The sequence below is a fragment of the Streptomyces sp. NPDC028711 genome (assembly GCF_055565415.1).
Window position 1 is genome coordinate 275,118 of the sequence record NZ_JBVHUJ010000005.1, and the last position, 23,368, is coordinate 298,485.

21 protein-coding genes are annotated in these 23,368 nt (G+C 73.7%); 10 read left to right on the forward strand and 11 right to left on the reverse strand.

Translation table 11 applies throughout. The annotated features are described in order from the left end of the window. Positions 1–39: 39 nt before the first annotated feature. The 3 genes from ACZ4VK_RS19095 to ACZ4VK_RS19105 all read right to left on the reverse strand — a co-directional run bounded on the left by ACZ4VK_RS19095 (position 40) and on the right by ACZ4VK_RS19105 (position 3,928). Positions 40–1,806 carry an alpha/beta fold hydrolase gene (locus ACZ4VK_RS19095; RefSeq protein WP_468353526.1) on the reverse strand — a complete coding sequence of 589 codons (1,767 nt, stop codon included), beginning with the start codon at positions 1,804–1,806 and terminating at the stop codon, positions 40–42. A gap of 116 nt (positions 1,807–1,922) precedes the next feature. After that, complete coding sequence (locus ACZ4VK_RS19100) at positions 1,923–3,260, reverse strand: sensor histidine kinase (protein ID WP_468353527.1); 1,338 nt, start codon at positions 3,258–3,260, stop codon at positions 1,923–1,925. Then, on the reverse strand, positions 3,257–3,928 hold the full coding sequence (locus ACZ4VK_RS19105; RefSeq protein WP_468353528.1) for a response regulator transcription factor: 672 nt from the start codon (positions 3,926–3,928) through the stop codon (positions 3,257–3,259). Before ACZ4VK_RS19105 ends, ACZ4VK_RS19100 begins: the two co-directional genes overlap by 4 nt. A 164-nt stretch (positions 3,929–4,092) precedes the next feature. Here ACZ4VK_RS19105 and ACZ4VK_RS19110 point away from each other — a divergent pair, with 164 nt between their 5' ends. From ACZ4VK_RS19110 to ACZ4VK_RS19130, 5 genes are all read left to right on the forward strand, one after another. Beyond that, entirely contained in the window at positions 4,093–4,965 is an 873-nt protein-coding gene (locus tag ACZ4VK_RS19110) for an Fpg/Nei family DNA glycosylase (protein ID WP_468353529.1), read from the forward strand. 90 nt (positions 4,966–5,055) lie between these two features. Then, positions 5,056–5,814, forward strand: coding sequence for a LytR/AlgR family response regulator transcription factor (locus ACZ4VK_RS19115; RefSeq protein WP_468353530.1), 759 nt, complete (start codon positions 5,056–5,058; stop codon positions 5,812–5,814). 120 nt (positions 5,815–5,934) lie between these two features. Further along, a complete protein-coding gene (locus ACZ4VK_RS19120) occupies positions 5,935–6,348 on the forward strand; it encodes a hypothetical protein (protein ID WP_468353531.1) in 414 nt (137 codons plus the stop codon). Positions 6,349–6,381: 33 nt separating this feature from the next. Further along, positions 6,382–8,115 (forward strand): sodium/solute symporter, encoded by a 1,734-nt coding sequence (locus ACZ4VK_RS19125; protein ID WP_468353532.1) that lies wholly within the window; start codon positions 6,382–6,384, stop codon positions 8,113–8,115. Between the two features lie 75 nt (positions 8,116–8,190). Then, positions 8,191–9,402, forward strand: coding sequence for a histidine kinase (locus ACZ4VK_RS19130; protein WP_468353533.1), 1,212 nt, complete (start codon positions 8,191–8,193; stop codon positions 9,400–9,402). Positions 9,403–9,435: 33 nt separating this feature from the next. On the opposite strand, the gene ACZ4VK_RS19135 is transcribed toward ACZ4VK_RS19130, so the two are convergent. The 3 genes from ACZ4VK_RS19135 to ACZ4VK_RS19145 all read right to left on the reverse strand — a co-directional run bounded on the left by ACZ4VK_RS19135 (position 9,436) and on the right by ACZ4VK_RS19145 (position 11,139). Beyond that, complete coding sequence (locus tag ACZ4VK_RS19135) at positions 9,436–9,939, reverse strand: hypothetical protein (RefSeq protein WP_468353534.1); 504 nt, start codon at positions 9,937–9,939, stop codon at positions 9,436–9,438. Between the two features lie 224 nt (positions 9,940–10,163). Next, positions 10,164–10,577, reverse strand: coding sequence for a PaaI family thioesterase (locus tag ACZ4VK_RS19140; protein WP_468353535.1), 414 nt, complete (start codon positions 10,575–10,577; stop codon positions 10,164–10,166). 4 nt (positions 10,578–10,581) lie between these two features. Then, positions 10,582–11,139 carry a sigma-70 family RNA polymerase sigma factor gene (locus ACZ4VK_RS19145; protein ID WP_468353536.1) on the reverse strand — a complete coding sequence of 186 codons (558 nt, stop codon included), beginning with the start codon at positions 11,137–11,139 and terminating at the stop codon, positions 10,582–10,584. Between the two features lie 269 nt (positions 11,140–11,408). On the opposite strand from ACZ4VK_RS19145, the gene ACZ4VK_RS19150 reads away from it, so the two are divergent. Together ACZ4VK_RS19150 and ACZ4VK_RS19155 are read left to right on the forward strand one after the other, a co-directional pair. Beyond that, a complete protein-coding gene (locus tag ACZ4VK_RS19150) occupies positions 11,409–12,623 on the forward strand; it encodes a CapA family protein (protein ID WP_468353537.1) in 1,215 nt (404 codons plus the stop codon). A gap of 114 nt (positions 12,624–12,737) precedes the next feature. Then, the gene (locus ACZ4VK_RS19155; protein WP_468353538.1) at positions 12,738–13,625 is read left to right on the forward strand and encodes a polysaccharide deacetylase family protein; all 888 of its coding nucleotides are present in this window, start codon (positions 12,738–12,740) and stop codon (positions 13,623–13,625) included. Between the two features lie 70 nt (positions 13,626–13,695). Here the strand turns inward: ACZ4VK_RS19155 and ACZ4VK_RS19160 are convergent, their stop codons facing one another. Then, entirely contained in the window at positions 13,696–14,358 is a 663-nt protein-coding gene (locus tag ACZ4VK_RS19160) for a class F sortase (protein WP_468353539.1), read from the reverse strand. Between the two features lie 424 nt (positions 14,359–14,782). Between ACZ4VK_RS19160 and ACZ4VK_RS19165 the strand changes: the two genes are divergently transcribed. Next, positions 14,783–15,268, forward strand: coding sequence for a hypothetical protein (locus tag ACZ4VK_RS19165; RefSeq protein ID WP_359205407.1), 486 nt, complete (start codon positions 14,783–14,785; stop codon positions 15,266–15,268). Positions 15,269–15,381: 113 nt separating this feature from the next. Here the strand turns inward: ACZ4VK_RS19165 and ACZ4VK_RS19170 are convergent, their stop codons facing one another. The 3 genes from ACZ4VK_RS19170 to ACZ4VK_RS19180 all read right to left on the reverse strand — a co-directional run bounded on the left by ACZ4VK_RS19170 (position 15,382) and on the right by ACZ4VK_RS19180 (position 17,428). Further along, entirely contained in the window at positions 15,382–15,939 is a 558-nt protein-coding gene (locus ACZ4VK_RS19170; RefSeq protein WP_468353540.1) for a hypothetical protein, read from the reverse strand. Positions 15,940–16,106: 167 nt separating this feature from the next. Then, on the reverse strand, positions 16,107–16,871 hold the full coding sequence (locus ACZ4VK_RS19175; protein WP_468353541.1) for a bestrophin-like domain: 765 nt from the start codon (positions 16,869–16,871) through the stop codon (positions 16,107–16,109). Between the two features lie 236 nt (positions 16,872–17,107). Continuing rightward, positions 17,108–17,428, reverse strand: a complete 321-nt coding sequence (locus ACZ4VK_RS19180; RefSeq protein WP_468353542.1) for a hypothetical protein — start codon at positions 17,426–17,428, stop codon at positions 17,108–17,110. 594 nt (positions 17,429–18,022) lie between these two features. Here ACZ4VK_RS19180 and ACZ4VK_RS19185 point away from each other — a divergent pair. Both ACZ4VK_RS19185 and ACZ4VK_RS19190 read left to right on the forward strand, forming a co-directional pair. Next, on the forward strand, positions 18,023–18,835 hold the full coding sequence (locus ACZ4VK_RS19185) for an SAM-dependent methyltransferase (RefSeq protein WP_468353543.1): 813 nt from the start codon (positions 18,023–18,025) through the stop codon (positions 18,833–18,835). After that, complete coding sequence (locus ACZ4VK_RS19190) at positions 18,832–21,003, forward strand: putative bifunctional diguanylate cyclase/phosphodiesterase (protein WP_468353544.1); 2,172 nt, start codon at positions 18,832–18,834, stop codon at positions 21,001–21,003. Before ACZ4VK_RS19185 ends, ACZ4VK_RS19190 begins: the two co-directional genes overlap by 4 nt. 142 nt (positions 21,004–21,145) lie before the next feature. On the opposite strand, the gene ACZ4VK_RS19195 is transcribed toward ACZ4VK_RS19190, so the two are convergent. Then, positions 21,146–23,320, reverse strand: a complete 2,175-nt coding sequence (locus ACZ4VK_RS19195) for a hypothetical protein (protein WP_468353545.1) — start codon at positions 23,318–23,320, stop codon at positions 21,146–21,148. Positions 23,321–23,368 lie beyond the last annotated feature (48 nt).

Here is a 23,368-nt window from a genome sequence, read left to right on the forward strand (position 1 = left end):
CGGTCAGTGCCCGTCAGTGCCCGTCTGGGCCTCCGGCCCTCACGCCGTACACGTGGTTCCCGGCCGGACCCTGGTGAGCGCGATCAGATACGCCTCGACCTTCTCGTCGACGCAGGCGTCACGGCCGTACCCGGTGTGGCCGGTCGCGTCGAACGACAGCAGCATGCCGTCGGGGAACTGGCGCGCCAGGCTCACCGCCTCCCCGTACGGCGTCGCCGGGTCGCCCGTCGTGCCCACGACGAGGACGGGCGGCACCCCCGGGGCGTGCACCCGGTGCGGACGCCCGGGACCGGCGGGCCAGTCCCGGCAGACCAGCTCGTTCGTCACACCGGTCGAGCCGTAGACGCCCGCGGCCTTCTCGGCGGGGGCGAGCGCGTCCCAGTAGGCCCGCGCGTCGCGAGGGTGGGGGACGTCGAGGCAGTTGATCGCGATGAGAGCGGCGTCGGAGTTGTCCTCGGGGACGTCGCTCCCGGACCCGGACTCCTCGGAGCCGGGGTCGGTCTCGGTCTCGGTGTCGGCGTCCGGATCGGTGTCGGACTCAGGATCGGCCTCGGGGTCGGCGTCGGGGTCCGTCTCCGCGTCGGTCGCCGGGGGCTCCTCCTCGCCCGACGCCAGGGCCGCCAGCTTCGTCCCGTCCCCCTGGTCCGCCGCGATCAGCGCCTCGGACAGGCCCTCCCACTGGTCCTCCGGCGTGTACATGGACAGGCTCAGCGCGGCGACCAGGCCCGCCGCGTCGAGACCGGACGCGGAGCCGTCGACCGGCAGCGGTTCGCGCCGAGTCCGTTCGAGGAGGCGGTCGATGAGTGCCCGTATCTCCTCGGGCGTCGCCCCGGGGCAGCCGTCACCGATCGTGGCGGCGCAGGATGCGGCGTACTCCTCCACAGCTTCCCGGAACCCGGTGGCCTGGCCGAGCATGCGCTGCCGCCAGTCGAGGGACGGATCGACCGCCCCGTCCAGGACCATCGCCCGTACGCGGCGCGGGAACTGCTCGGCGTACGAGGTGCCCAGACTCGTGCCGTACGACCAGCCGACGTACGTCAGCCGCCGCTCGCCGAGCGCCGCCCGCAGCACGTCCAGGTCCCGGGCCGCGTCGTCCGTCCCGACGTGCGGGAGCAGCGGGCCACTGGCCTTCCGGCAGTCGGCGGCCGTCACCCGCGCGTCGGCGAGGGCGTCGGCGCGCTCGGCGTCCGTCCGGGGGTGGAGCGGTGCGGTCGCGGGCTGCTCCTCGGCCCCTTCCGCCGGTTCCGGTTCGGTGGACCGGGTGGATTCCGCGGACTCCTCGGATTCCTCGGTGAGGCAGGTCAGGGCCGGCTTGCTCTCCCCGACCCCGCGCGGGTCGAACGACACGATGTCGAACCGCTCGCGCAGTCCCCGGCCCATGTCCTCGGCCACGCCCTCCTTGATGAGCCGGACCCCGCGCTCGCCCGGGCCACCGGGGTTGAGGACGAGCGAACCCACGCGCTTCCCCGGGGTCGCGGTGACCGCCTTCGCCACCGGCAGCACGAACGTCCTGCCGTCGCCGGGGCGGGCGTAGTCCATCGGAACGGTGAGCGCGGCGCACCGGTGGTCGCCGCAGGGCCGCCAGTCGAGCTTCTGGCCGTAGAAGCGCCGCAGGTCGGGACGGTCGGCGGGGTCGACGGACGCGGCCGGGCGCGGCCGGTTCCCGTCCGCACCGGACCCGGCCGTGCAGGCCGCGAGGGAGGCGGCGCCGAGCACGGCGAGGGCGAGGACGAGAGCCTGGCGGCGGCGGGTGGGGGCGGTGATCACGAGGTACTCCCATGGGTGGTCGGTCCAGGGAAGGATCACGCGCGGATGCTGAGGATTCGCTGAGGAGGGCGAGGGGAGCGGGTTCCGTGAGGGCGCCGCACCTCACCGGTCCGGCTGCCCGCGACGCCCCGACCGGTCCCGGGGCCCGAGCCCCCTCACCGGTCCGACGGCCCCCGCCCCCGCGCGTCCGGTGTCGGCAGCCGCAGGACGAACCTGGCACCTCCGTGCTCCGAATTCCCCGCCGTCAGCGTGCCGCCGTGGGCGTGGGCGACCCAGGACGCGATGGACAGGCCGAGACCCGTGGAGCCCGACCCGCTCCGGAACCGTTCGAACAGTGCGTCCGAGACCTCCGGCGGCAGGCCGGGGCCCTCGTCGTCGACCGTCACGGTGCCGTCCCGGGTCACCGTGACGCGTACGTCCGCCGGAACCCCCCGCGCGTGGCCGTGCGCGAGCGCGTTGCCCAGGAGGTTGCCGACGGCCCGGCGCACCAGGTCCGGATCGGCGACGACGACCGTGTCCTCGGCCTCCACCCGTACGTGATGGCCCTCGGTCGGGGCCTCGTCGACGACCGCCTCCACCACCTGGTCCAGGCGCAGCGGCTGGCGCGCCACCGCGGCCGTACCGGACATGAGCCGGGCCCGGGTGAGCAGCCCGTCGACCAGTCGGCCCATGCCCTCCGCGAGGCGCAGCGTGCGCCGGTGGACGTCCGTGCTGTCCGTCTCGCCGCGCAGCGCCGTCTCCGCGAGCGTCCGGAGCGAGGCGGCCGGGGTCCGCAGGTCGTGAGCGGCGTCCGCGAGAAACGCCTCCTGCTGGCCGAGCGCGGTGAGGGCGGGCCGAACCGCGCGCCCCGACAGGACGTGGCCGACGGCCGCCGAGAGCAGCACGAGCACCGCGCAGCCGCTCGCCACCCCCCACACGAGCCGCCGGTGGTCGTCCCGCTGGGCCGCCGCGTCGGCCACGGTCACCAGGACGCCCTGCGGCCCCTCGTCCTCGGCCGCTTCCGGCGGGTAGAAGGGCAGCGCGAACACCCGGACGGGCGCACCGTCGGTCGCGCGCCGGTCGAAGCCCCGGGCTTCGCCCGCCCGCGCCGCGGCACGCCCCGCCTCCAGGAGCACGTCGGCGCCGACGGTCAGACAGGGCGCGGCCGGTGCGTGCCGCACGGTCAGGCCGTCCGGTTCGTCGGGGACCGTGAGAAGCACGGTCAGCGGTGGGCAGCCGGTGTCCACGGTGTCCGCCAGGACGTCGGTGGCGAGCCGCCCGTTCTCGTCGGTCTCCAGGAGACCGAGGGCCCAGCTGGTGTCCGCGTCCATCACGTGGTCGAGCTGCTCCCGCCAGCGCGCGCTGTCGCTGCGCACGGCGAACGCGGCCATCGCGATCAGCCCGACGGCGCTCGTCAGCGCGAACAGCAGACTGATCCGCCGGCGCAGCCGCAGCACCCGCGCCGTCGGCGTGAGCGAGGACGCGGGCGCGCGGCGGGGGAGCGCCGGCCTCATCGCGCGTCGTCGGGCGCGAGCCGGTAACCGACGCCGCGCACCGTGTGGATCAGCGGCGGGTCCCCGAGCTTGCGGCGGAGCTGGGAGACGAGTACCTCCAGGACGTTGGACTGCGGCTCGGCCATCTCGTCCCAGCAGCTCTCGATCAGGTCGGCGCGCGAGACCGCCTGGTCGGCACGGGCCGCGAGGACTTCGAGGACCGCGAACTCCCTGGTGGTGAGCGTGAGCAGGACGCCGGCCCGGCGGACGTGCCGGCGGGCGGTGTCGATCTCCAGGTCGCCGAGGCGGTGCACCGGAGGGCGTACGACGGCGGAGCGGCGGCACAGGCTGCGCACCCGCGCCACCAGCTCGGGCACGGCGAACGGCTTGACGAGGTAGTCGTCGCCGCCGCTCGCGAAGCCCTCCACCCGGTCCGCGACCGTGTCACGCGCGGTCAGGAACAGGACGGGCACGTCACGGCCGTCGCGCCGCAGCCCGTCGACATAGGCGGCGGCGTCCCCGGACGGCAGCATCCGGTCGAAGACCGCGCAGTCGTACGCGGTGACGAACAGGGCCTCGTCGGCCCGCGGCAGGTCGGCGGCCTCGTCGACGGCGAGCCCGGCGGCCCGCAGAGCGGCGGCCACCCCGAACCGGAGGTCTTCGTCGTCCTCGACGAGCAGTACACGCACGTCACTCACCCTAGGGGGTGTCTGCCGATCAGACCGGGCTCGTCAGTGCCCGCCGCCGGGGCGCGACGAACGGGTCGCCCCTCCGGGCGAGCGGCGCCCACCGATCGGTACGCCCCGGGTCGTACCGGCGCGCGGCCCCGGCGCCGGTGCGGCAGGGTGGAACCATGCCCGAACTCCCCGAGGTGGAAGCGCTGCGCGCGTTCCTCGACACGCACCTGGTGGGCAAGGAGATCGCCCGCGTGACGCCCGTCGCGATCAGCGTCCTCAAGACGTACGACCCGCCCCTCAGCGCCGTCGAGGGCGCCGAGGTCACCGCGGTCGGTCGGCACGGGAAGTTCCTCGACCTCACCGCCACGGGACCCGCGGGCGAGCTCCACCTCCTCTTCCACCTGGCCCGCGCGGGCTGGCTCCGCTGGCAGGATCCGCTGCCCACGGGACCGCCCCGGCCCGGCAAGGGCCCGCTCGCCCTGCGCACCGCGCTCACCGGCGGCGACGGCTTCGACCTCACCGAGGCGGGCACGACCAAACGCCTCGCCGTCCACCTGGTCCACGATCCCCAGGAGGTGCCGGGCGTCGCCCGGCTCGGCCCCGACCCGCTCGCCGAGGACTTCGGCCCCGAGGAGTTCGCCGCACTGCTCGCCGGCGAACGCCGCCAGATCAAGAGCGCCCTGCGCGACCAGAGCCTCATCGCCGGGATCGGCAACGCGTACAGCGACGAGATCCTCCACGTCGCGAGGATGTCCCCCTTCAAGCCCGTCCGGAACCTCACCCCGGAGGAGACGACCGCCCTCTACACGGCGATGCGGACCACTCTCCACGAGGCCGTCGAACGCTCCCACGGCCTCGCCGCAGGCAAGCTCAAGGCCGAGAAGAAGAGCGGCCTGCGCGTCCACGGGCGTACGGGCGAGGCCTGCCCGGTGTGCGGGGACACCATCCGCGAGGTCTCCTTCAGCGACTCCTCCCTCCAGTACTGCCCCACCTGCCAGACCGGCGGCAAGCCACTCGCCGACCGCCGCCTGTCGAAGCTCCTCAAGTAGGCCGAGCGGACCGCCCGCTCCTTGCCCCCCCGACGCGGCCCCGCACGCCCCCACCCGGCCCCCCGATCCGCGCGCACTACACTCCGCCGCATGCTGCGCGTACTGGCCGTCGACGACGAGGAACCCGCCCTCGGGGAGCTCCTCTACCTGCTGCGCGCCGACCCCCGCGTCCGGAGCGCCGAGGGAGCGGGCGACGCCACCGCCGCCCTCCGCAGGATCGGCCGCGCCCTGGAGACCGGGCCCGACGGCGACGAGGCCGTCGACGTCGTCTTCCTCGACATCCACATGCCCGGCCTCACCGGGCTCGACGTCGCCCGGCTGCTCGCCGGCTTCGCGCGGCCGCCGCTCGTCGTCTTCGTCACCGCCCACGAGGGCTTCGCGCTCCAGGCCTTCGACCTGAAGGCCGTCGACTACGTCCTCAAGCCCGTCCGCCGCGAGCGGCTCGCCGAGGCCGTCCGCCGGGTCCACGACCTGGTGCACACCACCGCCGCGCCCGCCCCTGCCGCGCCCGTCGCGGCCGAGCAGATCCCCGTCGAGCTGGGCGGGGTCACCCGCTTCGTCTCCGTCGACGACATCGCGTACGTGGAGGCCCACGGCGACTACGCCCGCCTCCACACCGACCACGGCAGCCATCTCGTCCGCATTCCGCTCTCCACCCTCGAGGAGCGGTGGGCGGCCCGGGGCTTCGTCCGGATCCACCGCAGCCATCTCGTGGCCCTCGCCCGGATCGACGAGCTCCGGCTCGACGGTGGTGCCACCTCCGTCCGGGTCGGGGACGCCGATCTCGCGGTCAGCCGCCGGCACGCGCGCGACCTGCGGGACCTGCTGATGCGGCGTGCCGGAGGCTGACCCTCCGTACCTCTGTCGCGGCCGGGAAGCGCTGCGTAGACTCCACGCGTCCCAGGTCAAGGCACCCTCTTGGCCCGCGGGACCTTTCGGAAGTCGTCGAGAGAGGCGGAGCGGACCCCGATGTCCGAGCACCACCCTCCCCCCGCCCTCGGCCGGGGGGACCCCCAGCGCAGGCCCCGCCGCGAGACCGTCACCTATGCCTCCGCCCACGGCGGAGGGGCCGTGCCGAACCCCGCCGGGCGGCGGCCCGTCCACCCTCCGGCCCGCTCGGAGATCGACGAGCAGACCACTCTCGGCCACACCTACGTCCGCTCCCTGATGCGCAGCCAGCTGCGCGCCGCCCTCACCGCGCTCGGGGCCCTCGCCCTGCTCGTCGGCTCGCTGCCGCTGCTGCTCGCGCTGCCCGCGCCCGAGGCCTTCGTGTGGATCGCCCTCGGCGTGGGCGTGTATCCCGTCGTCTGGGGGATCGCCCACTGGTACGTGCGCCGCGCCGAACGCAACGAGCGCGACTTCACCGGCCTCGTCGAACGGTGAGGTCCGCATGAGCGATCCCCGCGCGGTGCCCGCGTGAACCAGACCTACGCCGTCGCGGCCGTCACCGCGGTCGTGGCCGCCACCGTCCTCATCGGCGCCCTCGGCCTGCGGATATCCCGGACCACCTCCGACTTCTACGTCGCCTCCCGCACCGTCGGGCCGGGCCTCAACGCGGCCGCCATCAGCGGCGAGTACCTCTCCGCCGCCTCCTTCCTCGGCATCGCGGGTCTCGTCCTCGTCCAGGGCCCCGCCATGCTCTGGTACCCGGTCGGCTACACCGCCGGCTACCTCGTCCTGCTCGTCCTCGTCGCCGCCCCGCTGCGCCGCTCCGGGGCGTACACCCTCTCCGACTTCGCCGAGGCCCGCCTCGAATCACCGCAGGCCCGCCGGCTCGCCAGCCTCTTCGTCGTCGGCATCGGCTGGCTCTACCTGCTGCCGCAGCTCCAGGGCGCCGGCCTCACCCTGGAGATCCTCACCGGGGCACCCGACTGGGTCGGCGGACTGCTCGTCGCCCTCGTCGTGACGGGGACCGTCGCCGCCGGCGGCATGCGCAGCATCACCTTCGTCCAGGCCTTCCAGTACTGGCTGAAACTCACCGCCCTGCTCGTCCCCGTCCTCTTCCTGCTCGCCGCCTGGTACGGCGACGGGGCGCCCAGGGCCCGCTTCGACGCCCCCGCCGTCCTCCGCGGCCACACCGTCGTCACGGTCGCCGACACCGTACGCATCGGCCTCGACGCCCCGCTGACCGTCACGGTCACCGGAAGCGTCGACTCCGTCCCGTACGAGCAGCGGACCATGACCCTGCCCGCCGGCACCCATCACGTCCTCGGCGGCACCACCCTCGCCTTCGAGCCCGGCGCGGCCCTGCCGGAGAGGGTCGCCAGCGGCACCGACCCCCTCGGCTGGTCCCAGCCGCTGGCCGGCGGACGCGACGGGCACCAGCTGTACGCCACGTACGGACTGATCCTGGCGACCTTCCTGGGCACCATGGGGCTCCCGCACGTCGCCGTCCGCTTCTACACCAGCCCGCACGGCCGCGCCGCCCGCCGCACCACCCTCGTCGTGCTCGGGCTCGTCGGCGCCTTCTACCTGCTGCCGCCGCTGTACGGGGCCCTCGGCCGGATCTACGCCCCCGAGCTCGCCCTCACCGGTTCCGCCGACGCCGCCGTGCTCGTCCTGCCCGACCGGATCCTCGGCGGTCTCCTCGGCGACCTCCTCGGGGCGCTCCTCGCCGGCGGCGCCTTCGCGGCCTTCCTCTCCACGGCCTCCGGGCTCACCATGTCCGTCGCCGGGGTCCTCACCCAGGACGTGCTGCCGTCCCGGGGCGTACGGCACTTCCGCCTCGCGACCCTGCTCGCCACCGCCGTGCCGCTCGCCGTCGGGGTGGTCGCCTCGAAGGTGCCCGTCGCCGACGCCGTCGGCCTCGCCTTCGCCGTCTCCGCCTCCTCCTTCTGTCCGCTGCTCGTCCTCGGCATCTGGTGGCGGCGGCTGACCCCGCCCGGCGCCATGGCGGGACTGCTGCTCGGCGGCGGATCCGCCCTCGCGGCCGTGATGGCGACCCGGGCCGGACTCGCCCCCGAGGGCTGGCCGCACACCCTGATGGCCTGGCCGGCCGTCTGGTCCGTCCCGCTCGGCTTCCTCACCATGGTCCTCGTCTCGCTCGCGACGCCCGGCCGCGTCCCGCCCGGCACTCCGGCGCTCCTCGCGCGCCTCCACCTGCCGGAGGAGTTCACGGGCACCGTCCCCGCCCAGGAGACCCGCCGATGACGGGCAGCTCCCTCGCTCGTGAGGTACGCCGATGAGCGCCGCCGCCTCTGTCTTCCCCGTCCAGGAGGCCCGCCGATGACCGGCATCGCCCTCGCCGCCCTGGCCGCCACCGGGGTCGTGCTGCTCGCCGCGGGCTTCGTCCTGGGACGGTTCGCCGCCCGGCGCGGCGGCCGCGGCGCCGCCGATCCCGATCTCGGCACACCCGTCGAGCGGGCCACCTTCCACACGCTGCACACCGCCTCGCTCGCCGCCCCGCCGCTGCGCGCCGGACTCACCGAGGAGACGGCCCGCAGGGCGGCCGGCACGCTCCGCTCCCTGCTCGGCACCGAGGCGCTCTGTCTCACCGACCGGGGCGCCGTCCTCGCCTGGGACGGACCGGGCGAGGACCATCACCGCGCACACGTCCCGGCGCAGGCCGCCGACACCCTGGAGACCGGCCGCAGCCGGTCCGCGCCCACCGGCTGCGACGATCCGGCCTGCCCGCTGCGCTGGGCGGTCATCGCCCCGCTCACCGGGGAGGACGGTGTGCTCGGCGCGCTCGTCGCCTACGGTTCGCGGGAGTCGGCCGTCCTGGTGCGGGCGGCGACCGAGGTGGCCCGCTGGGCCTCCGTCCAGCTCGAACTGGCCGAGCTCGACCGCTCCCGCACCCGGATCGTGGAGGCCGAGATACGCGCGCTGCGCGCCCAGATCTCCCCGCACTTCATCTTCAACTCCCTCGCGGCCATCGCCTCGTTCGTGCGCACCGACCCGGAGCGGGCCAGGGAACTCCTCCTGGAGTTCGCCGACTTCACCCGCTACTCCTTCCGCAGGCACGGCGAGTTCGCCCAGCTCGCCGACGAACTGCGCTCCATCGAGCAGTACTTGGCCCTGGCGGGGGCGCGCTTCGGGGACCGGCTCAAGGTGACGCTGCAGATCGCCCCCGAGGTCCTGCCGGTGACCCTGCCGTTCCTCTGCCTCCAGCCGCTGGTGGAGAACGCGGTGAAGCACGGCCTCCAGGACCGGGAGCGGGGCTGCCGGGTCACCATCGCGGCCCGGGACGCGGGCGCGGAGGCCGTGGTGACCGTCGAGGACGACGGCATCGGCATGGACCCGGAGCTGCTGCGCGCGGTCCTGCGCGGAGAGCACCCGGCGGGCTCCGGCATCGGCCTCTCGAACGTGGACGAGCGACTGCGCCAGGTGTACGGGACGGAGTACGGGCTCGTCATCGAGACGGGCGTCGGCGCCGGGATGAAGGTGACGGTACGCATCCCCAAGTACCGCCCGGGAGTGCACCGTTCGGCGCCGTGACGGCCCCAGGTCGCCACGTCGACAGGTTCCCCGTCAGCGCAGGTGCAGCGAGAGGTGGGCCAGGGGCAGGCCCAGCTTCCAGGCGGGCAGCCAGATCTGCTCGTCCTCGTCGACGGGACACTCCTGGTCGTCGCCCGTCCGGCCCTCGAGGTCCGCGGCGCGCACCCAGGTGTCCCGGAGACGCCTCCAGGCGCTCTCCGCGAGCGCCAGATCAGGGCCCTCGCCGCCGGACGCGCGCCGGGCGGCAAGCCGCTCCTCGACCCAGGGGGGCCAGGGCCGGTCGTACGCCGTGTGGCGCAGCCACGCGTCGATCCGGCCGTCGGCCCTGCCGCCCGTCGGTCCTTCCGGCCCCTCCGAGAGGTGGACGGTGAGGGCGAGCGCCTGGAGGCCCGCGCGGTACTCCAGTGAGCCGGGCGCCACGAGTGCGGCGGCCCGCAGCACCTCGTCGGCCAGGTACTCGGCGCACAGCCAGGCCATCGGGACGGCGAGGCCGCCGCCACTCGTGCCGCCGGCGCCGTTCGTGCTCTCGGGCAGCAACGCTCCCACCTTCTCCCGGACATGGGGGACCCGGACGTGTGGGGCCCGGGGAGAGCTTCCTCCGCGAAGGGCGCCCGCGGGTCCCGCTTTGCTCAACTGGCCCGTGTGGTTTCGGATACGTTTCCCGGCCGGATCGGTGCCGGTGGGATTCCTGGGGTCAAAGGAGACGTACGAGGCCAGAGGGGCGCGTCCGGACGGTTGGCCGAGGGGCGCGTCCGGACGGTTCAGCCGAGGAGCGCGTACACCGCCGTCGCGTGGGCGGCGGTCTCCTCCGTGCCCTCGGCCGTCATGGTGATGTCGGCGAAGGCCATCCGCTTGCCCGCCTTGGTGAGCCGGGCCCGCACCAGGACGTCGGAGCCGAGGACCGCCCGCTGGAAGCTGATCGACTGCTGGACGGTGGTCATCGGCACGAAGCCGCCCCGGGCGGCGGCGACCGCGATCACCGTCGCCGTGTCGGCGGCGGCCATCAGGGCCTGGCCCGAGAGACCACCGCCCTCCCGGGCCAGCCGGTCGGACCACGGGAGCCGGAGCACGGCCCCGTCGGCTTCGACGGATTCGACGGTGAGCCCGAGGTCGAGCACCCAGGGGGCGAAGTTGTCGGCGAGGACCTTTTCGGCGGCGGCGAGAGTGAACGTCACGGCGTCATTGTGGGGCCACGGCACGGGGCCGGGCAACGGCCGAGCGGCGCGGCCGGTAGCCGGGCAGGGACCGGCCGAGCTGCCGCAGCGCGTAGTGGGAGCGCGACTTGACGGTGCCGGCGGGGATGCCGAGTTCCACGGCGGCCTCGTTGACGGTGAGGCCGTGGAAGTACAGCCGGACGAGCACCGCGCGGTGCTCCGGGCTCAGTTCGCGGACGGCCGCCCGTACGTCGAGGGCGGCCTCGGCCGAGGCCGTGGCGTCGGCGGGGTCGGGCGTCACCGCGAGGACGCCGTCGCCGATCTCGGCGGGCCGGGCGAGGCGTGAGCGCCGGGCGTCGATGGCGAGGCGGCGGGCCACGGTGAAGAGCCAGGGGCGCATCGACTCGTAGGGGCCGTCGAAGGCCTCGGGGTGGAGCCAGGCCCGTACCAGGGTCTCCTGGGCGAGGTCCTCGGCCCGCTGGCGGTCCCCGTAGGTGAGGCCGAGCAGGAAGGAGAGCAGCGCGGGGCCGTGGTCCCGCTGCAGCTCCTCAAGGGTCCGTTCGTCGGTGGTCGCCGTCGTCATGCTGCCCGCCTCTCCGCGGCTCGTCGTCCGGCCGTATACGAGCGCATCCGGGCGGCGAGGGACAGGGAACGGACACCGGTGTGCGACGAACGGTCGCACCGAGCGGCGAATGGTACGGCGAACGGTCGGACGCACGTCCGAACGGAGGTGCTGCGTCCGTTTCAGCGGGGTTCCTGCCCCGATGCGGCCTTGACCCTTGACTGCGGCTTTTCCAGGAGATCAATTCGTCAGAACAGATGTTCATCACACGAGTTGGCTGGAGTGCCGTCATGACCTCACGCACCAGACCGGCCGGGGCGGTCGCGCTGGCCGCCGTCCTGCTCGCGGCGGCGACCGGCTGCGGCGACGGAAGCGGCCCGGCCGGCGGGGCCGCCACCCCCGAGGCCACGGCAGGACGACCGGGGAACGTGCGGCCCGCCGTCCCGTCCGCCGCCCCCGGCGGGGCCTCCGCACCCGCCGGATTCACCCTCGTCGCCTCCGGGGACGTCCTCCCGCACGACTCGATCATCCGCCGGGCGGCCGCGGACGCCGGCGGAGACGGCTATGACTTCACCCCCATGTTCTCCGGGGCGAAGTCCGTCGTCGCCGGGGCCGACCTCGCCATCTGCCACATGGAGACCGTGTACGGGAAGGACGGCGGGCCCTACACCGGCTACCCCGCCTTCAAGTCGCCGCCCGAGGTCGCCACCGCGCTCAAGGCCACCGGGTACGACTCCTGCTCCACCGCCTCCAACCACACCCTCGACGACGGCGCGGCCGGCCTCGGCCGCACCCTCGACGCCCTGGACCGGGCCGGTGTCCGGCACGCGGGATCGGCCCGTACGGCGGCGGAGGCGGCGACCCCGACCCTGCTCAAGGCCGGCGGCGCGACCGTCGCCCAGCTCGCCTACACCTATGACACCAACGGCTACCCGCTGCCCGAGGGACAGCCCTGGGCCGTCCAGCTGCTCGACGAGCGGAAGGTGATCGCCGACGCCCGCGCGGCCCGCGCGGCCGGCGCCGACGTGGTCGTCGTCAGCGTCCACTGGGGCACCGAGTGGCAGACCGCACCCGACGAGCGCCAGCTCTCCCTCGGCCGCGCCCTCACCGCCTCGCAGACGGGCGGCCGCCCCGACATCGACCTGATCATCGGCACCCACGCCCATGTGCCGCAGGCGTACGAGAAGGTCAACGGCACCTGGGTCGTCTACGGGATGGGCGACCAGATCGCCGGGGACATGATCAACCACCAGGGCGCCTACGACCCCCGGGGCAACCAGGGCAGCATCGGCCGCTTCACCTTCGCCCCGCCCAGGAACCCGGGCGGGCGCTGGGAGGTGACCAAGGCCGAGTTCGTCCCGCAGTGGTTCGACACCGCGCGGGGCCGGGTGGTCAACCTCGCCGCCGACGGCGACGACCCGCACCGCGCCGGCATCCGCGACACGATCCGGCAGGTGGTGCTCAGCCGGGGCGCCGACCAGGACGGCCTGGTGATGGGCAAGTAGCCCGCCGCCCGGTGCGAGCCGCCCCTGCGGTGGCTTTCGGCTCATCGGGTGTTTTCGGACGGGCGGCCGGTGTCGGTGAACCGCACGGGCCCTCATCCATACGAACCATTGGTCATGAAAAAGGATCAGATGACCAGCGGGCGGCGTGCGGTGCTGCGGCTCGCCGCCGCCCTCGGGGCCACCGCCACCGTCGGAGTCCTCGCGGTGGACCGGCTCGCCGCCCCCGAGCGGTCCGCACGGGCCGTGCCCCCGGCCCTGCCCGGGGGCCGGACGGGGGCGGGTGGCGCGGCGGCGGGCCCGGCCGCGGGGCCCCAGGCCCAGGCCCCCCGGCTCCGCCCCAGCGCCTACCGGCTCCAGCCGATGACCGCGTACGCGCCCCCCGCCTTCCGGCGCGGGCTGCCGCCGGTGCGGCAGCGGCCCTTCCTCAGCATGTCCGGGGTCGGCCGCTCCATGGTGCTGTCCTTCGACGACGGACCGGACCCCCGCTACACCCCCGGCATCCTGAAGACCCTGCGCCGGTACGAATGCCGGGCGATGTTCTTCGTCTGCGGCGAGATGGCCGTCGAACACCCTGACCTGCTCAGGGAGATGGCCGAGGACGGTCACGTCGTCGGCAACCACTCCTGGTCCCATCCCCTCATCCCCAAGCTGCGGCCCTCCCGCATCCGCGACGAACTGGGCTCCACGAGCGAGGTCGTCGAGCGGACCCTCGGCACGGCCCCACTCTGGTACCGCGCCCCCTACGGGGCCTGGAACCGGCACTCCTTCGAGATCGGCGCCGAACTCGGCATGGAGCCGCTCGCCTGGACCGTCGACACCCTGGACTGGAAGGAACCCGGCACCGACACCATCGTCCGCCGGGTTCTCGACGGCGCCGCCCCGGGGGCGGTCGTGCTCTCCCACGACGCCGGTGGCGACCGGGCGCAGAGCGTCGCCGCGCTCCGCCGCTATCTCCCCGAACTCCTCGACGCCGGCTACCACATCACCGTCCCCCGGAGCTGAGCCCCGCGGTACGGCGAAGGGCCCCGGCACCTCCCGGTGCCGGGGCCCTTCGCCGTGTCCCGACGAGGTATCAGCGGGAGCCGACCATGCGCGCGTACACCACGACGTTCCCGTCGTAGCCCCGCGCGCGCGTGTAGCCGCCGCCGCAGGTGATGACCCGCAGTTCGGGCTCACCGGTGTCGGCGTACACCTGTACGCCGGGGAAGTCGTTCTTCGCGTACACCTCGACGCCGTAGATCTCGAAGACGGCCACCCGGCCGTCGTACCGCTCGACCTCGACGTGCTGGCCCTTCTCCAGCGACCCCAGGCCGTAGAAGACCGCGGGGCCCTGCGCGTTGTCGACGTGGCCGACGACCACGGCGGTGCCGCGCTGGCCGGGGGAGATGCCGTTCTGGTACCAGCCGGCGAGGTTGGCGTCCTCGGGCGGAGGGGCCGCCACCCAGCCGTCGGGGTCCAGGCCCACGTCCATGATCGGGGCCGCCACCCGGATCGCGGGGATCTTGATCCGGGAGGCCGGGGCGAAGGGAAGCGGCTCGAGCCCCTCGGTCGCCGAGGCCGGCGGCGGGGTGACGGGGCGGGCCACCGGCCGTGCCGCGGCGGCGGGTTGCGGGGGCCCGAGCGCGACGTCCACTCCGTTGCGCATCATCGCGATCCCGGACAGCATGGCGAGGGCCAGGACGCCCCAGGGTTGGCGTCTCCTGCGTTCGAAGACGCGGAAGTCCTTCGGGGGCATGGTTCTCCCTTCGTGGCGTCGTCAGAACGGTAAGGGCGGCCGGCCGGGCCGTCGCGCCGGACGGTGCGAACGGGTGGAGGCCGCCGCCGGACGGGTGCCGGAGCACGGTCGACGGGGTGCGCGCGGCCGCCCTCGGAGGCGGGCATCACGGAGCGCGCCAGGGGCGGATCGGCAGTGGCCCGCGACGACAGGCGGGTGACAGAGGGCTGACCCATCCGAGTATTCGTCAGATAAGCAGCTGAGACGGCTCTGACCTGCGCTTCCCCCGCCTCCGGAGGTCGTTTTCCCGGCGTGTCGCCTCACCGGGGTGGACCAGTGCCGACATGCACAGCTCGCCCCGACTTGTGATGGTTCGTCATGGAAGGCGTACTCGTCGAAACTCCCGGAGCACCGCTTTGGGGCGTCTTCCACTGGAGGTTCAACCATGCGTGCTGCACGCACTCTGGCGGTGACCGCCACCGCAATCGCTGCGGTCGGGCTCGCGGCCCCCCTCGCCGTCGCCACGAACGGGCCGAGCAATGTCCAGGTCAACCCCTTCGACGTCCACGCGGGATCGACGATCACGATCACCGCCAAGGGGTGCGGTCACGGTGGCACGGTCACGTCCAACGCCTTCCCCACGACCAACCTCTCGGTCAACTCCAACGGGCTCTCCAGCGCCATCGCCCGTGTCCACAACAACGCCACTCCGGGCAGCTACAACCTCGCCGTCAAGTGCAGCGACAACTCCCGGGTGGTCACCCACCCGTTCCGCGTCCTCGCGGGCCGCGGCGCACAGGGCGGCATCGGCGGCTCGCTCGCGCCCAGCTCCACCGAGATGGCCGTCGGCGGCAGCCTGGTCGCCGCCGCCGCGCTCGGCGGCGGACTCTTCATCGCCCGTCGTCGCCGCATGACAGGTGCGGGGGTCTGACCGGCCGAACCTCCTGGTCGGCCCGCCACGCCCGTCGCCCCCGAGTCCTCGTTGGGACCCGGGGGTGACGGGCGTCCGGGGACGCGAGCACCGCTCCGGTCCACGGCCGCCGCTCAGTGGCGACGGTTCGCGGCCGAGCGGCGGCGGACCACGTACACCCCGCCGGCGGTGGCGGCCAGGACGAGCGCCGCTCCGGCGGCCAGTTCGACCGGTTCGAGCCCGCCCACCGAGCCGCCCACGCCGCCCTGGACCCCGCGCGGGGGAGTGAGCACGGTGGAGGCGATGGTGGGGCTGGCGGACGGGATGCCGCTGATCGTCAGATCGACGGTGTCCTGCACGCCGCCGGTGCAGTTGAACGACACCGTGTACACGGCGCCGCGCCGGGCGTCCCAGTCCACGGTGGCGGTCGCCGCGGCGTTCGGCGCGATGGTGACGGTGTCGAAGATGCCGGCCGAGGCCGTCGCCGTACTGGCGCAGCCCGGGGCGCTGAGTGTCACCCGGCCGCCGGGGGCGACGATCGAGGGGGACACGACGAAATCGCCCGGTGCCTTGGCCCGCTGGGCCCGCGGGTCGCTTGCGGGGGCACCGTCCGCCGCGAGGGCGGCGGGGGCGGCCAGGGCGAGGGCGGCCGCCCCCAGCAAGGCAGTGGACGCGGCACGTATCGCGCGCATGGTGAATCCTCCGGGTCCCGAGGGGCAGCCGCGGAAGGGGGTTTCCGCCGAATACCTTGCGTGCTCCTCGATGACCGAAACGCTAGGAGCGCACTACCACAGCCGCGATCCCAGGCGTGCGAATGGGGCACCGATGTCCCCCGTGCGGCCCATTCGGACGCCTCGCCTCACCGTGTGAGCTGCGGGAACAGATCGGTGAACGGCGCGGCGGTGGCCGAGATGCCCCGCCCGAACGGCGCGTCGAAGTCCCAGATGAGGAAGAGCAGGAACGCGATCAGCACGCTGAAGAGCCCGGCGAGCAGCAGTTCCCGCCCGGTCCTGCGGATCTGCAGGGTGAAGATCAGGCCGACCGTCACAAGGGCTCCGATGATCAGGCCGAACCACACCACCCCCGGCATGGTCGCCCCCGCGTTCTGCCCGCGTGCCCCCCGGGCGTCGTCGGCCACCGCCACCTGGTCGACGAGCGGCTGGTAGGCCTGGCCCTCGAAGTCGTTGGCCGGCTGGTAGTCGGTGACGCTGCGGCGGACCCGCTCGAGGAGCTCGGTGCCCTCCTCGCTCAGCGCGCCCTCCTCGGCCATGTACGTCCACTCGTCGTTGACGACATAGCTGACGTACGCCTCGACGTCGGCGCGGATTCGGGCGCGGACGTCCTCCGGGTACACCTGGACGCGGGCCGAGATCTCGTGCATGGCCTGCGCCTCCTGCCGCACGGTCTCCTGGGCGGCCCCGCGGGCCTCCCAGACGCCGGCGATGGCCAGACCGAGGACGATCGCGTAGATCACGCCGATCATCATCGTCATGTACTCGATGACGTCCGGTGTCTCGCTGGGATCGTCGTCCTCGGTGATCCGGCGGTTGTTGATGACGACGATCGTGAGTACGACGGCGCAGGCGGCGGCCATCGCAAGGGTGAGAACAAGCCATTCAGACATGGGTGACTCCGGAAAAAGGTCAGCGGGAGCGGGGGCGCAGGATGGCGGTCGCGAGGACCGCGGGGGCGATGATCACCAGCGTCATGGTGACGACGGACGTGCTGTTCTTCGGCTGGGGCCGCGACGTGCGGCGGTAGTGGGGGAGCGCGACGGGTCCCGCGGCCGGCGGTCGCGCGCTGGGCGGGGGAGCGGGCGCGGGCGGGGGAGCGGCCGACGGGGTCCGCTCCAAAGGCCGTTCACCGGTCGGCGGTGCGGGGGACGCCGGTTCGGGGCGCGGGGCCGGGGTGGACGCCGGGGGTGAGGGTGGCGGCGCCGTCGTCCGTACGGGAGGCGGGGGCGGCGCCGGGGCCGGCGGGGGCGGCGGCTCGGGCGTCGGCCGGGGCGCGGGCGTCGTGGGACGCGGTGAAGGCGAAGGTGGGGGTGGCTTCGGCGGGCTGGGCGTGGGCGAACAGGCGCCCGGCCCGATGACCGCCACCGAGGTGTTCGACCCGTCGGGGCCGGTGGTGGCGTAGGCGCAGGAGTCGGCGGCGGCGGGTACGGGTGTGGAGAGAAGCCACACCAGTGCCAGGGCCGCCAGCGGCCGCGCGAGGAGTGATCCGTACAGAGACACGCCGTCGAGCTTGATCACAGACACGCCGTACCGGGGCGGAATCACGCGGGATTCGCCGGATGGTGGGGATCTCCGGAGGCGCCGGTTTGACGTTTCGCCGCACCGGAGGCGGATGCGGAGCAATGCCCGGGTATCGGCGCGCGGTTCGATTCCGGAAGACGGCCGAGTCCGTGCGTTCCGGCCTCTTCGGCGATATCTGTCCGGTTGTCGCCCTGTCGCCGGGGGCGGCGGACGGGGCATCCTTCACCGGCGACCGGGCCCGGCCGCGGCAACGGCCTAGGTACGGGGCGGGACCGGGGCGTCCACCGGAGAGAACCGTCGTCGGCCCGAGAGTCGACGCACAGTCATATGCACGTGAAAATGCACGGCCTGAAGGCGTGAACTCTTCGTTCCGAGAGCACGTGCCAATGGCGTGTGACCAAGAACGGACCGCGAATTTCCGTTTCTACTCGCTCTCCCGGCGGGCGATCAGTAGCCTCACCTCGAACACCGGCCGCGAACACATGGCCGCATCCCCCATGGCGACTTGTTGGAGACATTGATGGAGCGTCCCGCCTGGGCTCCGCCGGGTATCGACATTTCGGTGCCGAGCGTGTCCCGTATGTACGACTTCTATCTGGGCGGCTCGCACAATTTCGAAGTGGACCGGGAAGCGGCGCGCAGGGCCATGGAGTTCATGCCTGGCCTGCCCAAGATCATGCAGGCGAACCGTGCCTTCATGCGGCGCGCCGTCCGGCACGCCGTTGACAACGACGTCACCCAGTTCCTGGACATCGGCTCCGGCATACCCACCTTCGGCAACGTGCACGAGGTCGCCCGGGCCGCCGACCCCACCGCCCGCGTCGTCTACGTCGACCACGACCCGGTCGCCGTGGCCCACAGCCGCGCCGTCCTGGAGGGCGACGAGGGCGCCGCGGTCGTCGCCGCCGACCTGCGCAAGCCGGCCGACATCCTGTACAGCCCCGAGGTCACCCGACTCCTCGACCTGGACCGGCCCGTGGCCCTGCTCCTCGTCGCCGTCCTCCACTTCCTGGAGGACGATGACCGGCCGCACGAGGCCGTGACGGAACTGCTCGGAGCCCTCGCGCCCGGCAGCCTCGTGGTCCTCACCCACGCCTCGTACGAGGGCATCCCGCTCTCCGAGGAGCAGGCGGGCGGCACCGTCGGGGTCTACCGGAACATCCGCAGCCCCCTGGTGATGCGTTCGCGCGGCGAGATCGCCCGCTTCTTCGAGGGCACCGAACTGGTCGAGCCCGGTCTCGTCCCGATGCCCCACTGGCGACCGGAGAGCCCGGTCGAGGAGGAGGATCCCTACGCCTTCTCCGGTTTCGCAGGGGTGGGGCGCAAGGCGTGAAGGTCCCGTCGCAGCCGTCCGGCACCGTCGCCGAAGCCGACGGCCCGGAGGACAGACTCAGGCGGTTCGTCACCATCTGGAGCCGCGCGATCTTCCCGGTGACCGCCACCTCCCTCACCCGCACCGAGTTCGAGGGGCATCTGCTGCCGCTGGCCCGCACCTTGTGCGACGCGCTGCACGCCAGGCCCTTCGACACGGCCCCGGCCCAGCGCACCGGCGCGGCCCTCGTCGCCGCCCACTGCACCGACCCGGACGCGCTCGGCCGCAGCCTCGGCGTCGTCGACTCGTACCTCGTGCTCTACTGCGGGACCGGTACGGAGTCGGACCTCCCGGCGGAGGAGCTCAGGGCCCGCTGCGCCCGGCTCCAGCACGCGATGGCCACCGGCTACGCGGGAGCGCTGCGCGAGCGGACCCGCGCCGAGCAGGAGGCCATCGCCCGCTCCGCGCTCAACGCCCGCAGCGCCGCCGAGATCGCCCTGCACGCCACCGAGAGCCGCTTCCGCGCGGTCTTCGACGGGGCCGCCATAGGGATCGGCATCGCCGACCTCGACGGCAACGTCCTGGAGGTGAACGAGACCCTCACCCGCATGTTCGGCGGGATGGAGGGCCAGGTCCGCAGCCGGAACGTCAGCGAGTGGGCCCACCCCGAGGACGGCCCGCACGTCTGGAAGCTGTACGACGAGCTGGTCCGTGGCGACCGGGAGCACTACCGGGTCGAGAAGCCGTACTACCGCGGTGACGGAACGGTTCTCTGGACCAACCTCACCGTCTCCCTCCTCCGGGACGCCGAGGGCAACCCGCAGTACCAGCTGGCCCTCATGGAGGACACCACCGAACGGCGCCTGCTCCATCTGCGCCTGCGGTACGAGGCCACCCACGACGCGCTCACCGGGCTGCCCAACCGGACCCTGTTCTTCGAACGTCTGGAGAAGGCCCTCGCGCCCGGCGACAACGCCCGCTTCGGCCTCTGCTACCTCGACCTCGACGGCTTCAAGGTCATCAACGACAGCCTCGGCCACTCCACCGGCGACCGGCTGCTCGTCGAGGTCGCCGACCGGCTCCAGAGCTGTGTCACCGGCGCGGGCGAGATGGTGGCCCGGCTCGGCGGCGACGAGTTCGTCGCCCTCACCACCGGCGCCGGCGGGGAACGGGACGTCACCGAACTCGCCGACCGCATCCTCGCGGCCCTCGCCACCCCCCTCCGCATCGATGGCCGCGAACTCACCGTCCGCGGCAGCCTCGGCGTCGTCGAAGGCCCCGCGGGCGAGCGCACCCCCGCCGAGGTGCTGCGCAGCGCCGACATCACCATGTACCGGGCCAAGTCGGCGGGCGGCAACCGCTTCGAACTCGCCGACCCGGAGGCCGACGCCCGCGCCATCACCCGGCACGGACTCACCACGGCCCTGCCGACCGCCCTGGAGCGCGGCGAGTTCTTCATCGAATACCAGCCGCTCGTCCACCTCGACGACGGCAGCGTGCACGGCGCGGAGGCGCTCGTCCGGTGGTGCCACCCGCAGCACGGCGTGCTCGGACCCGACCGCTTCATCCCGCTCGCCGAGGACACCGGCCTCATCGTGCCCCTCGGTCGCTGGGTCCTCCAGGAGGCCGTACGCCAGGCCCGCTTCTGGCAGACCCGGCACGCCGACGGCGGCCCGCTGCGGATCAACGTCAACCTCTCCCCGACCCAGCTCCACCACCCCCGCCTGGTCGCCGACACCGTCGACGTCCTGGAACGGTCGGGGCTGGATCCCGGCGCGCTCTGCCTCGAAGTGACCGAATCGGCGCTCATCGGCGCCGACGAGGACCTGCTCAAGCCGCTGCGGCAGCTCGCCGAGATGGGCGTCGACATCGCCCTCGACGACTTCGGCACCGGCTACTCGAACCTGGCCAACCTGCGCCGGCTGCCCGTCAGCGTCCTCAAGCTCGACCGCTCCTTCACCCGGGGCATGCAGCAGCACCCCGTTGACCCGGTCGACCTCAAGATCGTCGAAGGGATCGTCTCCCTGGCGCACAGCCTGGAACTCGCCGTCACCGTCGAGGGCGTGGAGACCGGGGCCCAGGCCCGCCAGCTCCGCGAGCTCGGCTGCGACACGGCCCAGGGCTGGTACTACGCCCGCCCCGGCGCCCCGGACCGCATCCACTCGCTGCTCCTCGCGGACGCGGTCTGAGTCCCGGACGTACGAAACCGGCCTCCCCGCGCGAAGCGGGGAGGCCGGGAAGAGGTACGGGGGAGGAAAGCGGAGAGGCTATTTCATGGGAGTTATGAGAAGGAAGCCTCTCCATGGCCTCGCCCCGGAACGACCGTAACACTCAGGCGGGCAGCAGGTCGCGCAGATTTTCCGGGGTGAGCACGCGCGAGCCCGGCGCCAGGCCCTCCGGGCGCTCCAGGCCGATGTACGTGACCGGGGCGTCCGGCAGCGTACGACCGTCCCACAGCGTCGTCGGCGCCCCCGACTCCGCCATCAAGGCCACCAGGTGACGTACTGTCAGCGGGGTGCGCCCGAGCAGACCGCGCAGCAGGACCGCGATCGACACCCGGTGCTCCTCGACCCGGTTCGCCGACGGTGTGCCCCGCAGGTACAGATGCAGCCAGTGGGCGTGCCAGCGGCCCTCGTCGTCCCGCCGGAACGCGAGCGGCAGCGCCACCCGGCCGGGCCCCCGAAGATCCGACTTCATCCGGACGGTCTTCGGCTCGAACGGCCGGCCACCCCGCGCGGACTCGCGCAGCATGAAGCCGAAGAAGCACTCCGCCGCCTCGTCGAAGCCCTCGCCCGCGAAGACGTGCACCTGCGGAACGACGAAGGTGCCGCGCACCGCCCCAAGCCGTAGATCGATGAACTCGGAAGCCCCGTCAGGCGCTGCGGTGATGTCGCCGGAGTGCTTGCCCTCGACGTCGGTCAGCGCCGTGTACGAAAGCCAGGTGACGGTCGCGTGGTTCTCGTCCAGGACGAGCGCCGACAGATCGTGGTCGGTGGTGCGCGCGGCCTCCCTCCAGTACGTGAAGAACCGCAGCAGCTCGCCCTCGACCGGTGAGACGGAGCCGCGCGGCAGGACGCCGAGCCCGGCCGAGGCGGCCCGGCCGCTCAACGGCAGGGCCACATCGAGGACTTCGGGGTCGATCAGGAGGTGTCCGGGGTCCGGCAGCCGGCGCCGGGTCTCCGCGTCGAGCACCTCGATGAGCCGCTCACGGACGGCGTCCGGCAGCGAAGGGCGCGTGTCGTCGGCGACCCAGGCCTTGCCCTCCCGGTTCACGAACACGCGCCGCTCACGGGTCTCGCCCGTGCGATTCTGGACGTGCTCGCGCACCGACAGGACGACCCGGCCCGACACCTCGGGCGCGGCCCGCTCGGCGGCCGCGAGGACGACGTCCCGCTCCTTGCCCTCCGCCGCGCGGCGCAGGAGCCGGTCCAGGGCGCGGAACAGCCGTCCCGGGGCGTGCGAGGCCAGCAGCTCCGCCGCTCCCGCGACATCGCCCCGCGCGAGCATCTCCTCCACGCGGCTGTCGAACGACGGTGCCTTCCGCTCGCCCCGCGCGACGGCGAACACCTCGGCGGCGTGCGGCCACTGCGGGTACTCGTGGGGGTGCAAGCGCTCCCCGAGCCGCTTCCACGCCTCCGCGTGCGCGGACACGTCCGCCAGCTTGGCCGGGGACGCGGCCACGAGCGCGTCGAGCCCCGCGAGCAGGGCGCGGCGGTGCGGACGGGACAGCGCGCGGAAACGGGTGGGCTCCCGCAGGGTGACATCGCCCTCGGCGAGGGCGCAGGCCAGCCGCAGGACGTCGGTCACGGTGTCGAGCAGCGGGGCCGCTCCCGTCGGCAGCCGGGCACGGTTGACGACGGCGCGGTTCTCCCGGACCGTGATCGTCTCGGGCTGGGGGCCGTCCGCGCAGTGCTCGGCGAGCACGGCCAGGTCACGCAGATGCTCCACGCCGAGCGGGGTCGTGCTGCCGGCCAGGGCCAGATAGAGCGAGGTGACCTCGGCGTCCGCGTCCCCGCCCAGGTGCAGCACCGTCAGCCGGTCACCGGCCGCCGCGATCAGCTCGTCGTGGACGGCGAGCATCTCCTCGTACGTGTGCGGGTAGCGGCCGTACGAGGGGAGGGTCAGCAGGTCGAGGACGCCCGCGCGCAGCCGGTCGACCGCCCCCGCGCGCGCTTCCCCTTCCTCGATCGCCTCGGTCACGCACGCCATCCAGAAGTCGAGCGTGTCAGGCACGTTGTCCGGGAAGTCGACGAAGTAGACGTTGTGCCGCACGTGGTCGCCGACGAGTTCGCGGACCGTGGCCAGGGTCTGGACGGCGGTGTCGACGACGGTCGACCGCGCGCATCCCGACAGGCGCTCGAACAGCTCGGCCGAGAGCTTGAACCCGGCGGTCATCAGGGCCGCGTCGAACCTGCGCACGGCGGCGGCCCCGTCCCCGGCAGGACCGGCGGGGGAGGGCAGGCGGTGGGTGTGCCGGACGACCAGGTGTTCGAGAGCGTGGACCATGGAGGCATGCTCGCAGTCGGCCGCCGCCCGCCGCACGCGGATTTCGGG

Coding starts and splice junctions, on each gene's coding strand:
- ACZ4VK_RS19150 (WP_468353537.1), top strand. CDS start 11,409: ATGACCTCACGCACCAGACCGGCCGGGGCGGTCGCGCTGGCCGCCGTC.
- ACZ4VK_RS19170 (WP_468353540.1), bottom strand. CDS start 15,939: ATGCGCGCGATACGTGCCGCGTCCACTGCCTTGCTGGGGGCGGCCGCC.
- ACZ4VK_RS19165 (WP_359205407.1), top strand. CDS start 14,783: ATGCGTGCTGCACGCACTCTGGCGGTGACCGCCACCGCAATCGCTGCG.
- ACZ4VK_RS19185 (WP_468353543.1), top strand. CDS start 18,023: ATGGAGCGTCCCGCCTGGGCTCCGCCGGGTATCGACATTTCGGTGCCG.
- ACZ4VK_RS19130 (WP_468353533.1), top strand. CDS start 8,191: ATGACCGGCATCGCCCTCGCCGCCCTGGCCGCCACCGGGGTCGTGCTG.
- ACZ4VK_RS19145 (WP_468353536.1), bottom strand. CDS start 11,139: ATGACGACGGCGACCACCGACGAACGGACCCTTGAGGAGCTGCAGCGG.
- ACZ4VK_RS19100 (WP_468353527.1), bottom strand. CDS start 3,260: ATGAGGCCGGCGCTCCCCCGCCGCGCGCCCGCGTCCTCGCTCACGCCG.
- ACZ4VK_RS19115 (WP_468353530.1), top strand. CDS start 5,056: ATGCTGCGCGTACTGGCCGTCGACGACGAGGAACCCGCCCTCGGGGAG.
- ACZ4VK_RS19155 (WP_468353538.1), top strand. CDS start 12,738: ATGAAAAAGGATCAGATGACCAGCGGGCGGCGTGCGGTGCTGCGGCTC.
- ACZ4VK_RS19175 (WP_468353541.1), bottom strand. CDS start 16,871: ATGTCTGAATGGCTTGTTCTCACCCTTGCGATGGCCGCCGCCTGCGCC.
- ACZ4VK_RS19160 (WP_468353539.1), bottom strand. CDS start 14,358: ATGCCCCCGAAGGACTTCCGCGTCTTCGAACGCAGGAGACGCCAACCC.
- ACZ4VK_RS19120 (WP_468353531.1), top strand. CDS start 5,935: ATGTCCGAGCACCACCCTCCCCCCGCCCTCGGCCGGGGGGACCCCCAG.
- ACZ4VK_RS19110 (WP_468353529.1), top strand. CDS start 4,093: ATGCCCGAACTCCCCGAGGTGGAAGCGCTGCGCGCGTTCCTCGACACG.
- ACZ4VK_RS19195 (WP_468353545.1), bottom strand. CDS start 23,320: ATGGTCCACGCTCTCGAACACCTGGTCGTCCGGCACACCCACCGCCTG.